Genomic DNA, 13,921 nt, shown 5'->3' with positions numbered 1-13,921 from the left:
GTGGAGTGCCCCGTGAACCGGCCTGCCGGTCCGGACGAACCCGTCAGCGCCCGCCCTTGCGCAGCGTCGCCAGGTCGATCCCGTGCTTGTGAACCTTGTAGTAGAAGGTCTTGCGCGGGATGCCGAGCCGCTTGATCGCCGCGCCGATCTCTCCCTTCGTACCCAGCACGGCCGCGACAATGGTATCGCGCTCGAACGCGTCGAGGCGCTGCGGCAGCGTGTCACCGGCAGGGACGCTTGCAGGCTCGGCTGCGGCATCCTCCAGCCCCAGCACGAAGCGCTCGGCGAAATGGGCCAGTTCCCGGACGTTGCCGGGCCAGTCGTGGCTGGAAAGATGGTGCCGCACGGCGCCGGTCATCATCGGCAAGGGCAGCCGCAGCCGGGTCGCGGCGGCTCCTGCGAGGTGGGCGAAAAGCGCCGGTACGTCCTCCCGCCTCTCACGCAAGGGCGGCATCCGCAGGCGCAACGCTGCAAGGCGATAGAACAGGCCCGGCGTGATCTTCTCGGACAAGTCGCCTTCGTCCGTCCCGCCCGTCGCGATCACCCGCAAGTCCAGCGGCAGCGGCTCGCGCGCGCCGGGACTGCGCAGCACCCGCTCCTCGACGAGCGGGGTCAGCCGCGCCTGCAGGCGCCGCGAAGCCTGGTCGATATCGTCGAGGAACAGCGTGCCACGCACGACCGAGGCGATGCTTGCCTCCCCCATCGGCGCGAAGAGTTCATCCTCCAGCGCCTCGGGCAGCGCGCCGCAGGCGACAGCCATGAAGCGCTGGCGCGAACGCTTGCCTGCGCGGTGGATGAGGCGCGCCAGCAGTTCCTTGCCGGTTCCCGTCTCCCCCTCGATGAACAGGTCGATATCGGCATTGGCGAGGGTCGGGATCATTTCGCGCAGGCGGCGTATGGCAGCGGACTCGCCGATCAGCCCCGAAGCAGCATCCCCCTGCGCCGCCGCGCGCAATCGCCGGTTATCAAGCGCCAATCCCCGCGCAGTCGCCGCCCGGTCGGCCGCCGCGACCAGCGCCTGCGGATCGAAAGGCTTGGTCAGGAAGTCCCATGCCCCCGCCTTGAGCGCATCCACCGCCATCGCCACGTCGCCATGCCCGGTGACGAGGATGACCGGCAGGTCCGGATCACGCTCGTGCAGCGCTCGAAACAGTTCGGTCCCCGACATATGGGGCATACGGACGTCCGACACGACGATCCCCGGCCAATCGGCGTCGATGGCCTCCAGCGCGGGTGGCGCAGCGGCAAAGCTCTCGACGACGAAGCCCGCAAGCGACAGCACCTGCGCCGTCGAGATGCGCAGATCCGCATCGTCCTCGACAAGCGCCACGCGCCTCGCCTGTCCCGGTGCGCGGTCGTTCATGGCGCGCGCCTGAGCACGATCGCGAAACATGCCCCGTAGTCGGAGGGCTCCAGTTGCAGGGTGCCGCCGAAGTCCTCGACGATGTCCTTCGAGATGACGAGGCCAAGCCCCAATCCGGTCGGCCGACTGGTGGCGAAGGGCGTGAACAGGCGGTCGGCGACCTCCGCTGCGATGCCCGGGCCGTTGTCGCGTATGGTCATCCGCACCTTTTCCGCTCCTGCATCCAGTGCAAGCTCGATCCGGGCGTCGGCGCGTCCTTCCAGCGCCTCGAGCGCGTTCTGCAGGATGTTGACGAGCACTTGCTCCAGCCGGACGTGCCCGCCGAACACGAACAGGCCGGGCGGCACCTCGGGAACCACGAAAACGACGCGCGACAGACGCTCCTTGAGGAGCAGGCAGGCGCCTTCGACCACCTCAGCCAGCGGGATCGGGCCTCCAGCACGGCTACCTTTGCGCGCAAAGCCGCGCAGTTCGGCAGTGACTGCTCCGATACGCTCGGCCAGACGGTCGATTGCCGAGAGATTATCGCGGACGGCATCCTCGGCACCCATGTCCAGCAATTGCCGCGAGGTGGACGCATAGTTGCGGATCGCGGCGACGGGTTGCGCCGTCTCGTGCGCGACGCTCGCCGTCACCTGCCCGAGCGTGGCAAGGCGGTTGGCCTGCCGCAACCCTTCGCGCAGTTGCGCCGCGTGAGCCTCGGCGGCGGCGCGATCCTCGATCTCCCGGCGCAGGTCGATGGTGCGCTCGGCGACTGCAGCTTCGAGCTGGGCGGTGTGCTCGCGTCGGCGACGGCTTCGCTCCCGCACAAAGGCCGCGAAGGCGAACAATGCCAACGTCAGCAGCGCCGCGCCGATCTGCGCGGCGCGCACGACGGCATCCACCGCGCCTTGCAGCGGCAACGCCAGATTGACACGCCAACCCAGCGCATCCGCCGCCGTGGTAGTGAGCAGATGGTCGCCCTTCTCCCTCAGAAGGGTAATGCGTCCACCGTCATGTTCGCGAAAAGGCACTGGGCCAAGGTTCCCGACGCCGATGAGCTTGCGTTCGCGCAGGCTGCGTTCGGACGGGAGCGGCCGCGTCGCGGCGTAACGCCAGTTACGACGACTGGTGACCAAAATCACTCCATTGGGATCGGTGACGAAAGTAACCCCGTTCGCCTCGCGCCATTGTGCCTCGACGCGGTCGAACTCCATCTTCATCACGACGACGCTGCCCCCCGCCGCCCGCCGTGCAAAGAACAGACCGGGCCGATGACTGACCGTACCGAGCGCGAACTGCTCACCGAGCCCGCTGCGCAATGCCGCCCGGAAATACGGACGAAAACTGTAGTCCTTGCCCAGGAAACTGCGCGGATCGCGCCAGTTGCTCGCGGCCAGGGTCAGGCCGTCCTTGCGAATGATGTAGATGATGGGCGAGCCAAGATCGCGCGACAGTCTCTCCAGCTTGGCGTTCATCACCGCTTCGGCGCCCGGCCTGCCCGCGACGAGTGCGACAAGATCGCGGTCGTCTGCCAGCGCAAGCGGAAGAAGCCGGAACCGGGCGATTTCGCTCGCCAGCAGTGCCTGCCGCAGCCGGGCGTCGATGGCTGCCTGCGCCGCGAAACGGGCGGTCGCGGCCTGCCTCACCGCAAGTCCGGTCAGGAATGCCACCGCAGCAGCGCAAGCCAGCGCCGCCGCCAGCCACCAGAGATAACGCGATCGAACCACACGAATCCGCCTAAGCCAACAGGGCCTCATGTGCAAGTTTCTGCACTATCCAGTTATGAGGAGGGCAGATTTCCAGACATGGTGTGAACGACGTCACCCTCATATCATTGATATTAAAGATATTTACAATAATGCAATTTGTCTTTGCGCGCAATGAAACGGGCGGCATTTTGACCCTAGGCACGAGCGTCACCCCCGGGGTGTCGTCGGCGTCCCGAGGATGACGAAGGCTTTTGACATATGCAGTATGATCCGTCGCACATTCAGCCCGTCGCTGCGAAGCGCTGGTACACGCACCTTTATGTCCAGGTTCTTGCCGCGATCACTGCGGGCGTACTGCTGGGCCATTTCTACCCGGCGGTCGGCGAATCGCTGAAGCCGGTGGGCGACATGTTCATCAAGCTGGTGAAGATGGTGATCGCCCCGGTCATCTTCCTCACCATCGTCACCGGCATTGCCGGGATGCGCGATCTCGGCTCGGTCGGGCGCGTGGCGGCGAAAGCCTTCGCCTACTTCCTGTTCTTTTCCACGTTGGCGCTGATCGTCGGCATGACCGTCGCCAACGTCGTGCGGCCGGGCGCGGGCTTCAACATCGATCCCGCCACGCTCGATGCCGGCAAGGTCGCCCAGTACGCCGAAAAGGCGCACGAGACCTCGCTGCTCGGCTTTCTCAATGCGATGATCCCGGACACGCTGGTCTCTGCACTGGCGCAGGAGAACATCCTGCAGGTGCTCGTCGTCGCGATCCTGTTCGGCTGCTCGCTGGCCGCCATCGGGGAACGTGGCGACAAGGTGCTTTCGCTACTCGACGACATCTCGATGGTGGTGTTCAAGCTCGTCGCCATCGTGATGAAGCTCGCCCCGATCGGTGCGTTCGGTGCCATGGCGTTCACCATCGGCAAGTACGGCGTCGGCAGTCTTGCCAACCTCGCGCAGCTGGTGGCGACGTTCTACCTCACCTCGATCCTGTTCGTGGTCGTCGTGCTCGGCGCGGTGGCGAAGCTGTGCGGGTTCTCGATCCTCAAGCTGATCGCCTACCTCAAGGCCGAACTGCTTCTGGTCCTTGGCACCTCATCCTCGGAAAGCGCCCTGCCCGCCCTTATCGAGAAGATGGAGCGCGCCGGCTGCCCCAAGGCCGTCGTCGGACTCGTCGTTCCCACTGGCTATTCGTTCAACCTCGACGGCACCAACATCTACATGACGCTGGCGGCGCTGTTCATCGCGCAGGCCTGCAACGTCGATCTGACGCTGGGCCAGCAACTGCTGCTGCTGGGCGTCGCCATGCTCTCGTCCAAGGGCGCGGCGGGCGTCACCGGCGCGGGCTTCATCACGCTGGCGGCCACGCTTTCGATCGTGCCGGACGTGCCGGTCGCGGGCATGGCGCTGATCCTGGGCGTCGATCGCTTCATGTCGGAATGCCGCAGCCTGACCAACTTCATCGGCAATGCTGTCGCCACCGTCGTCGTCTCGCGCTGGGAGGGCAAGCTGGATCACGCCCGCCTCGACGCCGCGCTCTCCGGGCATGCCCTGCCCGAACCGGCACTCGTCCCAGCCGAATAAGCAAGCACGCTAAAAACAAGAACTACGGAGAGGTCGCCCCATGGGCACTGTTGCTTCGCGGCTGCGCGCCGCCACCCTTTCGCTCGCCCTGATAACGCCTGCTGGAATCGCGCATGCGCAGGATGCCGCATATCCCCAGGCCCACAACGGCGACGGCGCGGTCACCAATGGCTACGCCCTCTCCCGCTGGGCCGAGGACTGGACCGAAAAGGCCGATCCCGCCAAGCGCGACGACCCGCTCGACCGGCTCAAGTACATCCCGCTCGACGACGACGGCGATATCTACCTGACCCTGTCCGGCGAACTGCGCCTTCGCGTCAACCAGACCACCAACCCCAACTTGCGCGAGGCCGAGGCCCAGCGCCAGGACATCAACCGGGTGGTCGGCGGCGCCGACCTCCACATCGGCACCCACTTGCGCTTCTACGGCGAGATCGCCCACGGCGGCATCTCCGGCCGCAACCTCGGCGTGCCCGCCGCGACGCTGCGCAACGACGTGGTGATCCAGCAGTCCTTCGTCGAAGCCCGCACCGACATCGGCGAATTCGACGTCGGCGTGCGCTACGGCCGCCAGGAATTCACCGACGGCCCCAACCTGCTCGCCTCGCAGCGTGACAACAACACGATCCGCTACACCATGAACGGCTGGCGCTTCTACGCGCGCGGATCGAAGCTGCGCTTCGGCGCCTTCGACTTCCGCCCGACGGCCTATGGCGACCTCGGCACCGGCGACGACGTCGACGATCCGGCGCGCCGCTTCTCCGGCGCCACCGTCGGGGTGATGCTGCCCAGGACGTTCCTCGGCAATTCGAACCTCGCCTTCGACACCTTCCTGTGGCGGCGCCACAACGACGTCGGCGCCTGGGGCGGGCGGATCGGCCCGGCGACGCGCTGGTATCTGGGCGGGTGGTTGCGCGGAGACGTGGGCCGCGTGAACCTCGACTGGTCGGTGAACCGCCAGTGGGGATACTACATGACGCAGGACATCTCCGCCTGGCAGGCGTTCATCGCGCAGACCTACAGGCTGGGCAAGAGCAAGACGGCACCGCGCGTCGGCGTCCACTTCGACTATGCCAGCGGCGGCGGCGGATATGGGAACGGCAAGCTGCGCAACGCCTATTCGCCCTTCGGCAACAACATCTACTACAGCTACCAGCTCTACCTGACGCCCTCGAACTTGCGCGCGGTGACGCCGAACGTCAGCTTCTCGCCGGTCAAGGACGTGCGCGTGCTGGCGGAGTACGAGTTCGCCTGGCGCGACAATGTCCACGACGCGGTGTACCGCGCCAACGGCCAGCCCTTCGCGGGCACCCAGAACGGCACCGCGCGCAAGATCGCGGAACTGGCGCGGCTGCAGGCGGTGTGGACGATCACGCCGCGCCTGTCGTTCACCGGCCGCTACGAGCACCTGAAGGCCGGCGCGGCACTGACCGACGCGGGGTACAAGAGTTCGGATTTCCTCGCGGGCTGGCTCAGCTTCCGGTTCTGACCGGCGGCTTCGCCTCCAGATAGGCCCGCACCACCGCGCGGTTCTGCCGGTTGGCCTCGAACCGCGTGAGGTCCGCATCGTTGGCGAGGATCGCGGCGATGATCCGCCCGCGCCCCTCGCGCCATGCCGCGCCGTCGTCGTCGAAGACCTTGAGGTCCGGGGCCGTATGCGCGGTGGAATAATGCAGCGTCACCCGCGTCAGCATCTCGAACAGCGGGCGGCGGACCATGCGAAACAGCAGTTCCTGGAACTCCATCTCGAAGCGCCCGCTGTCCGCCATCGTCGTGCAGCCGGGAAGCGTCTCCGCCAGCGTCGCCAGCCGGGCCCGCAAGCCCGCGTCGGTGCAGCGCGCGGCGGCAGTCGCCAGCTCGTTGAACAGCAGCGAGGTCATGTCCAGCGCCTCCTCGTAGGACGCCGGGTTCATCCGCATGTAAGCATGCAGCCCCCGCTCCAGCGCCGCCGCATCGGGCCGCGCGCCGTAATAGCCGCCGCCCGGACCGCGCCGAACTTCGAGCAGCCCTTCATGCTCCAGCACCCGCGCGACCTGCTGCAGGGTGACGATCCCCACCTCCAGCGAGCGCGCCAGTTCATGCAGCGAACCGATCCGCTCCCCCTCGGGCACGGCGTAGATCTTCTCCCGCAGGATCGCGGTGGTACGGACGATCAGGCTGGCTTTCTTCCCCGACATGGCCTTCTAGATAATAGGCATATAATATGGAATTCACGCTGCTTATCTTGGGATAATCGCACAATTCAAGTCAATTGACCGCTTATTTTTACCCCGATAGCCTCCTCTCCATCAAACGGTGCGTAGTCGCCGATGGAGAGGAGAGCAAAGCCATGGGCTTCCGCCTGCCTGACGTATCCCTGCCCGAATTCGCGCACCTGATCGGCGACAGCGCCGAGGCCGCCGGCACCGGCGAGACGTTCGCCCACGTCTATCCCGCCAGCGGCGAAGTCACAAGCGAGATCCGCCTGGCGAGCGGCGACGACGTCGACCGCGCCGTCGCCGCCGCCCGCGCCGCGCAGCCCGCATGGCGCGCGATGCCGGGCGACAAGCGCCGCGACCTGATGCTGCGCCTCGCTTCGGTGATCGAGGAACGCACGGCGGAAATGTCCCCACTGCTGAGCGCGGAAAACGGCTCGATCCTCCTCGCAGGCCCGCACATGAGCGCGGATGCGGCGCAGAAGTTCCGCTACTTCGGCGGCTGGGCGGACAAGCTGGAAGGCCGCACCGTGCCGACATGGGGCGGCCCGGCGCATGACTACGTAGCCTATGAACCTTACGGCACCATCGGCGTGATCGTCCCCTGGAACGGCCCTCTGTTCGCGGCGACGATGGTGATGGCCCCGGCGCTGGCCGCCGGGAACTGCATTGTGCTGAAGGCGCCCGAAACCGCGCCGTGGTCGATCATGAAGCTGGTTGAACTGATCCGGCTGGCGGGCTTTCCGCCGGGCGTCGTCAACCTCGTGACCGGCGGCGCGGACGTCGGCGCGGCGATGGTCGAGCACCCCGGCATCGACAAGATCGAGTTCATCGGCAGCGGCGCGACAGCGAAGACAATCCTCGCAAGCGCCGCGCAATCGCTCAAGCCGGTCGGGCTGGAACTGGGCGGCAAGTCGGCGGTGCTGGTCTTCGCCGACACGAACCTGCAAGCCGCCGCCAAGCGCGGACTTTCCGGCGCCGTCAGCGCCAATGGACAGGGCTGCGTCAACGGCACCCGCCTGCTGGTCGAGCGCTCGATCTACGAACCCTACGTCGAGATGCTCAAGGCCATGGCGGCCCATGTGAAAGTCGGAGATCCCTTCACCATGGACACGATTATGGGCCCGGTGATCTCCGAGGCCGCGCTGGACCGTATTCATGGCATGGTCACGCGCGGCACCGCCGAGGGCGCACGCGTGGTCTGCGGCGGTGCGCGCATGGGCGGTGATCACGCGGGCGGCGCATTCTACCCGGTCACCGTGCTTGCCGACGTGGCACACGGCAGCGAGATCGCCCGCACAGAAGTGTTCGGCCCGGTCATCGTCGTCACGCCGTTCGACAGCGAGGAGGAGGCGATCGCGCTGGCCAACGACACCGACTACGGCCTCGGCGCCTATGTCCACACCACCGACCTCGCCCGCGCGCACCGTGTCGCCGGGCAGATGATGGCCGGACAGGTGCAGGTCAACGGCTCGGGCGAGGCGATGACGCCCTGCGTGCCGTTCGGCGGCATGAAGCATTCCGGCCACGGCCGCCTCGGCGGGATCGAGGGCCTGCGCGAATTCCAGCAGGTGCGCAACGTGTGGATCAACCTCCAGTGACCCTGCTCGATCCCGCCGCGCGCAGCACCGCCGGCCTCGCCGCCCAGGCCGAAGTCACCGGACGCGAAGCCCCCGCCCCGACCACGCTGCTGGAGGAATCTTGGCGCGACTTCTTCTTCGCCGAGGTCTGGACCCGGCCCGGCCTGCCCCGCCGCGCCCGCTTCCTCGTCGCCATGACCTCGGCCGCGACTTGCGGGCTGGCCGACGGGCAGGTCGAGGATTTCGTGCGCGGTGCGCTCGCCACCGGCGCGCTGACCCTCGCCGAACTGCGCGAGGCGGCGCTCCACCTCGCGGTCTATTCGGGCTGGGGCAACGGCGGCAGGCTCGACCGGGCCGTCACCCGCGTGGCCGAAGCGCTGGGTCTGCCGCCCGCCGAAGTGCCGCCGATCCGCGCCGAACCCTGGGACGCGCAGGAGCGCAACGACCAGGGCCATGCCGAATTCGCGAAGGTCATGACCTTCCCGCCCGGCCCGCCGAACTCGCCCTATCTGGTCGGCATCAACAACTTCGTCTTCGGCGAGATGTGGCGGCGGCGCGGCCTCGACGAAGCCTCGCGGCGATGGATCACGCTTGTCGGCGTCTGCGAATCCGGCGCCGACATCCCGATCCGCAGCCACATCCACGCCGCAATGGCGAGCGGGAACTGCCAGCCGGAGGAAATGCTGGAATTCGTCCTCCAGTACGGCACCCATGCGGGCTGGCCCAAGGCCTCGCGCATCAACGCCGTCGTGATCGAGATGATCGCCAAAGTGGAGAAAGGACTTCCCTGGAATGGCTGAAGTGGGTTTCATCGGCCTCGGCTCGCAAGGCGCGCCGATCGCCATGCGGATGATGACGAGCAATGCGCTGACCGTCTGGGCCCGGCGACCCGAGGCGCTCGCCCCGTTCGCCGCGAAGGGCGCGAAGGCTGCGGCATCGGTGGAGGACCTCGGCGCGGCCTGCGATCATGTCGGCGTCTGCGTGGTCAACGACGCGGACGTGGTGCAAGTCTGCGACCTGCTGCTGCCCGCCATGCGCCCCGGCAGCGTGCTGACGATCCACTCGACGATCCTGCCGCAGACTTGCGAGGCGCTCGCTGCGCAGGCGACAAAGCGCGGTATCTTGCTGCTCGACGCCCCCGTCAGCGGCGGCAGCCCGGCGGCCGAGGCGGGCACCCTCACCGTGATGTGCGGCGGCAGCGAAGAGGCTTTCGCCAGGGCGCTCCCCTTGTTGCGGACGTTCGGCGCGAAGATCGTGCTGCTCGGCCCGGCCGGCGCCGGGCAGCGGGCCAAGATCGTCAACAACGCCCTGCTCGCTGCCAACATGGGCCTCGCCCATAGCGCGCTCGCCATCGCCGAGGGGCTGGGCGTGGACCGCGCGGCGCTCGCCGACCTCATCCAGGCGTCGAGCGGGCGCAGCTTCGGCTTCGAGGTCTACGCCCGCCTGCCCGCCCCGCCCGCCTTCGCGCACGGGGGGAACCTGCTGTTCAAGGACGTAAGCCTGCTCGGCGCCATCGCGCATCCGGGCAACCCGCTCGCGCTGGCGGCGATGCCGTTCCTCGACGCTGCGGGCGTCACCGGAGAGACACCATGATTTTCGAGAACCTCAATCTCACCGGCAAAGTCGCGCTGGTGACCGGCGCCGCGTCCGGCCTCGGCCGCGCGGCGGCGCTGAAACTGAGCGCGGAAGGCGCGAAACTGTGGCTGGTCGACGTCGATGCTGTGGGCCTCGCCGAAACGGCCGCATCGTGCGGGGCCGAGGCGCGCAGCGAGGTTGCCGATCTTTCCGACCCCGCCGCCTGCCACGCCGCCATCGCGAACGCGGTCGCGGCCTTCGGACGTCTCGATGCGCTGTGCAACGTCGCCGGGCTGATCTACCTCGCCAACACGCCCGAAATGCCGCGCGAGCGGTACGAACGCACCATCGACGTCAACCTCAACGCGCCGTTTTTCCTCTCGCAGGCGGCGATCCCGCACTTGCTGGAAACGCAGGGTGCGATCGTCAACGTCGCCTCCTGCGCCTCCTACATCGGCGAGGCCTATGCCGCGGCTTATTGCGCCAGCAAGTGGGGTCTCGTCGGCATGACCAAGGCGCTGGCGATGGAGTTCCAGAAGCAGCCGATCCGCATCAACGCCGTCGCCCCCGGCGGCATGATGACGGGCATCGCGGCGAACTACGTGCCGCCGGAAGGCTGCGACTTCGAACTGCTCAAGCGCTTCTCGGGGATGCGCGGGCTCGTCGAAGTGGAGGACGTGGCGGACATGATCGTCCTCCTCGCTTCGGACGCCGGGCGCGGTTTCCATGGCGCGTGCCTCTCCATCGACGCGGGCATCACTGCAGGCTGAAGGACCATACGATGACATTTTCCCTCGATCAGTTCCGCCTGGACAGCAAAGTGGCGGTGGTCACCGGCGCGGGCGGACGCGGCAATTCCATCGGACGCGCCTATGCGCTCGGGCTGGCCGAAGCGGGTGCGGCAGTGGTCGTGGCCGACCTTAACGGCGAAGGTGCCGAAGCCGTCGCGCAGGAGATCGTCGCGGCGGGCGGCCGGGCGATCGGCGTGCGCGTGGACGTGGCGGACGAAGCCTCCACACTGGCGATGGGCGCGGCGGCGAGCGCGGCGTTCGGCGGGATCGACATCCTCGTCAACAATGCCGCGCTGATGGTCGATATCAGCTACGACAATTGCGAGACGGTCAGCCTGGAGGCGTGGAACCGCGCCTTCGCGGTGAACCTCAACGGCGCGTTGCTCTGCGCGCGGGCGGTGATCCCCTCGATGCGGGCGCGCGGCGGCGGGCGGATCGTCAACCAGACCAGCGGCGGGGCGTTCCCGGCGATCGGGCTCTACGGCATTTCCAAGCTGGCGCTGGTGGGGCTGACGACGACGCTGGCCAAGCAACTGGGCAAGGACAGCATCACCTGCAACGCCATCGCGCCGGGCAACGTCAAGTCGGACGCGGGCAAGCTGCTGGTGCCGGACGATTCCCCGTTCATCCAGTTCCTCGACATGACCTGCGCGCTGCGTTCGCGCGGGGAGCCGGACGAACTAGTGGGCACCGCGCTGCTGCTGTGCTCGGAGGCCGGGCGGTGGATCACCGGGCAGACAATCCACGTCGACGGCGGCTGGGTGATGCGGCCTTAGCAGGCTTTCGTCGTCCCGGAGCAAGTCCGGGACGACGAACATTATAGCCTCAGCAGCACTTGCCTCCGCCCGCCCCGCCGAAGCGTGCCTGCTCACGGTTGCGGAAGAACTCCACGCGCGTCATCGGCACGGCATCCGGATGGCGTTGTGCCATGTGAGCGAGGTAGACCTCGTAAGGCGGCTGCCCCACCATCAGGCGTAGCATGTTTCGCAGCATTCTCATTCCGCTGGGACCATCTGCACGGGGCTCTCGTTCACCGTCGGCCGATCCTCACGCAGGGCCGCCATGCACGTCCGTACGGTGAAGAACAGCAGCGAAACGACCACCGCCAGGAACACTGCGCAGAGCACCGCATCGACGCGGTCGTTGAAGACGATCGCCTGCATCTGCTCCATCGACTTGGCCGGGGCCAGCACGGCCCCCGCCTCGATCGCTGCGCCGAACTTCGCGGCATGGGCGAGGAAGCCCACGGTCGGATCACTCGACAGCAACTTGAGCGAACCGGCGCTGAGCGTGCAGATCAACAGCCACACGGTCGGGATCACCGTCACCCAGGCATAGCGCTGCTGCTTCATGCGGAACAGCACGGTCGTCGCCAGCATCAGCGCCACGGCGGCGAGCATCTGGTTGGAGATGCCGAACACCGGCCACAGCGTGTTCACCCCGCCCAGCGGGTCAGTGACACCCTGATAGAGGAAGAAGCCCCAGCTCAGCACGCACAGCGCCGTCGCCACCACGCCCGGAAGCCACGAAGTTCCCGCGCGGAACGAGGGCACCGCAAGGCCGATCAGGTCCTGCAGCATGAAGCGCCCGGCGCGTGTGCCCGCGTCGACGGCGGTGAGGATGAACAGCGCCTCGAACAGGATCGCGAAGTGATACCAGAACGCCTTCATCGCCGTGCCGCCCGCGACATGGCTGAAGATCTCCGCCATCGCCACCGCCAGCGTCGGCGCGCCGCCGGTGCGTGATACGATGGTGTGCTCGCCCACGTCGCGCGCGGTCTGGACCAGAAGGTCGGCGCTCACCGGGAAGCCCATCGCGGTCACCGCATGGGCGGCGCTGGCGGGGTCGGTGCCCAGCACGGCGGCGGGGCTGTTCATCGCGAAGTAGATGCCCGGATCGAGGATCGAGGCGCCGACGAGGGCCATGATCGCCACGAAAGCCTCCATCAGCATCGCGCCGTAGCCGATGAAGGGCGCGTCGGTCTCGCTGCCAATCAACTTGGGCGTGGTGCCGCTGGCGATCAGCGCGTGGAAGCCGGACACCGCTCCGCAGGCGATGGTGATGAACAAGAACGGGAACAGCGCGCCCGACCACGCCGGACCGCCGCCACCGACGAACTGCGTCAGCGCGGGCATGCGCAGCGGCGGCGCCATGACGACGATGCCCACGGCCAGCGCGGTTATCGCCCCGATCTTGAGGAAAGTGGAGAGGTAGTCGCGCGGCGCCAACAGCAGCCACACCGGCAGCAGCGAAGCAAGCGCGCCGTAGCCGATCAGAATCCAGCACAAGGTCTGCGGGGTGAAGGTGAACAGCGGCCCCCAGATCTCAGAGGCCGCCACGTTCTGGCCGAACACGATCGCCGCGATCAGGCCGACGAAGCCCAGCACGGAGACTTCGCCGATGCGCCCCGGCCTGATCCAGCGGGTGTAGATGCCCATCGCCAGCGCCAGAGGGATCGTCGCGGCGACGGTGAACATGCCCCAGGGGCTCTCGGCCAGCGCGCGCACGACGATCAGCGCGAGCACCGCCAGGATGATGACCATGATGAGGAAGGCGCCTGCCAGCGCGATGGTCCCCGCAACCGCGCCCATCTCCATGCGCACGAGTTCGCCCAGCGACTTGCCGTCCCGCCGCATCGAGATGAACAGGACCATGAAGTCCTGCACGGCGCCTGCCAGCACGACGCCGAAGATGATCCACAAGGTGCCCGGCAGATAGCCCATCTGCGCCGCAAGCACCGGCCCCACCAGCGGCCCCGCCCCCGCGATCGCCGCGAAGTGGTGTCCGAACAGCACGCGCCGGTCGGTGGCGACGTAGTCCAGCCCGTCGGCGCGGGTGAGCGCCGGGGTCGCGCGGGCGGGGTCCAGCCGCATCACATGCTGCGCAATATACAGCGCATAGTAGCGATAGGCGACGAGGAAACAGCTCACCGCCGCGACCACGATCCACAGCGCATTGACCGCCTCCCCGCGCGACACGGCCAGCACCGCAAGGCAGATCGCGCCGACAATCGCGAGGATGATCCAGGGGATGTGCTTCAAGTCTGCCTCTCCGTTCGACCGCTGGCGGTTTGAACCGATGGGGCTTCGACAAGCTCAGCCTGAGCGGGATTTGAAGCCCTGCTCTCGATCCCGCTCAGGCTGAGCTT

The 13,921-nt window shown here is 67.5% G+C and carries 12 protein-coding genes; 7 read left to right on the top strand and 5 right to left on the bottom strand.

The genetic code is table 11. From position 1 onward, the window contains the following. Positions 1–43: 43 nt before the first annotated feature. Positions 44–1,363 carry a sigma-54 dependent transcriptional regulator gene (locus HWN72_RS03885; RefSeq protein ID WP_069707384.1) on the bottom strand — a complete coding sequence of 440 codons (1,320 nt, stop codon included), beginning with the start codon at positions 1,361–1,363 and terminating at the stop codon, positions 44–46. After that, complete coding sequence (locus tag HWN72_RS03880) at positions 1,360–3,102, bottom strand: ATP-binding protein (protein WP_036522379.1); 1,743 nt, start codon at positions 3,100–3,102, stop codon at positions 1,360–1,362. The genes HWN72_RS03885 and HWN72_RS03880 overlap by 4 nt, the downstream gene beginning before the upstream one ends. Positions 3,103–3,312: 210 nt before the next feature. Between HWN72_RS03880 and HWN72_RS03875 the strand changes: the two genes are divergently transcribed. Then, entirely contained in the window at positions 3,313–4,632 is a 1,320-nt protein-coding gene (locus HWN72_RS03875) for a dicarboxylate/amino acid:cation symporter (protein ID WP_211149903.1), read from the top strand. A gap of 40 nt (positions 4,633–4,672) precedes the next feature. Continuing rightward, the gene (locus tag HWN72_RS03870; protein ID WP_211149902.1) at positions 4,673–6,121 is read left to right on the top strand and encodes an alginate export family protein; all 1,449 of its coding nucleotides are present in this window, start codon (positions 4,673–4,675) and stop codon (positions 6,119–6,121) included. On the opposite strand, the gene HWN72_RS03865 is transcribed toward HWN72_RS03870, so the two are convergent. After that, a complete protein-coding gene (locus HWN72_RS03865) occupies positions 6,105–6,809 on the bottom strand; it encodes an Rrf2 family transcriptional regulator (protein WP_211149901.1) in 705 nt (234 codons plus the stop codon). The genes HWN72_RS03870 and HWN72_RS03865 overlap by 17 nt on opposite strands. 152 nt (positions 6,810–6,961) lie before the next feature. Between HWN72_RS03865 and HWN72_RS03860 the strand changes: the two genes are divergently transcribed. The 5 genes from HWN72_RS03860 to HWN72_RS03840 are packed head-to-tail and all read left to right on the top strand — an operon-like array spanning position 6,962 to position 11,549. Then, positions 6,962–8,428: an aldehyde dehydrogenase gene (locus HWN72_RS03860; RefSeq protein ID WP_211149900.1), complete on the top strand. Its 1,467-nt coding sequence runs from the start codon at positions 6,962–6,964 to the stop codon at positions 8,426–8,428. Further along, entirely contained in the window at positions 8,425–9,207 is a 783-nt protein-coding gene (locus tag HWN72_RS03855; RefSeq protein ID WP_211149899.1) for a carboxymuconolactone decarboxylase family protein, read from the top strand. The genes HWN72_RS03860 and HWN72_RS03855 overlap by 4 nt, the downstream gene beginning before the upstream one ends. Further along, a complete protein-coding gene (locus HWN72_RS03850) occupies positions 9,200–10,000 on the top strand; it encodes an NAD(P)-dependent oxidoreductase (RefSeq protein ID WP_211149898.1) in 801 nt (266 codons plus the stop codon). The genes HWN72_RS03855 and HWN72_RS03850 overlap by 8 nt, the downstream gene beginning before the upstream one ends. Further along, positions 9,997–10,752 (top strand): SDR family NAD(P)-dependent oxidoreductase, encoded by a 756-nt coding sequence (locus HWN72_RS03845; RefSeq protein ID WP_248005798.1) that lies wholly within the window; start codon positions 9,997–9,999, stop codon positions 10,750–10,752. The genes HWN72_RS03850 and HWN72_RS03845 overlap by 4 nt, the downstream gene beginning before the upstream one ends. Positions 10,753–10,763: 11 nt before the next feature. Next, positions 10,764–11,549, top strand: coding sequence for an SDR family oxidoreductase (locus HWN72_RS03840; RefSeq protein WP_211149897.1), 786 nt, complete (start codon positions 10,764–10,766; stop codon positions 11,547–11,549). A 49-nt stretch (positions 11,550–11,598) separates the two neighbouring features. On the opposite strand, the gene HWN72_RS03835 is transcribed toward HWN72_RS03840, so the two are convergent. Next, on the bottom strand, positions 11,599–11,766 hold the full coding sequence (locus tag HWN72_RS03835; RefSeq protein ID WP_211149896.1) for a YbdD/YjiX family protein: 168 nt from the start codon (positions 11,764–11,766) through the stop codon (positions 11,599–11,601). A 2-nt stretch (positions 11,767–11,768) separates the two neighbouring features. Further along, positions 11,769–13,814, bottom strand: coding sequence for a carbon starvation CstA family protein (locus HWN72_RS03830; RefSeq protein ID WP_211149895.1), 2,046 nt, complete (start codon positions 13,812–13,814; stop codon positions 11,769–11,771). Positions 13,815–13,921: the final 107 nt, after the last annotated feature.

The organism is Novosphingobium sp. HR1a, assembly GCF_015594425.1.
Taxonomy (GTDB): domain Bacteria; phylum Pseudomonadota; class Alphaproteobacteria; order Sphingomonadales; family Sphingomonadaceae; genus Novosphingobium; species Novosphingobium resinovorum_A.
Note: the sequence above shows the minus strand (reverse complement) of the source record. Positions and strands in the feature narration are given on the sequence as shown.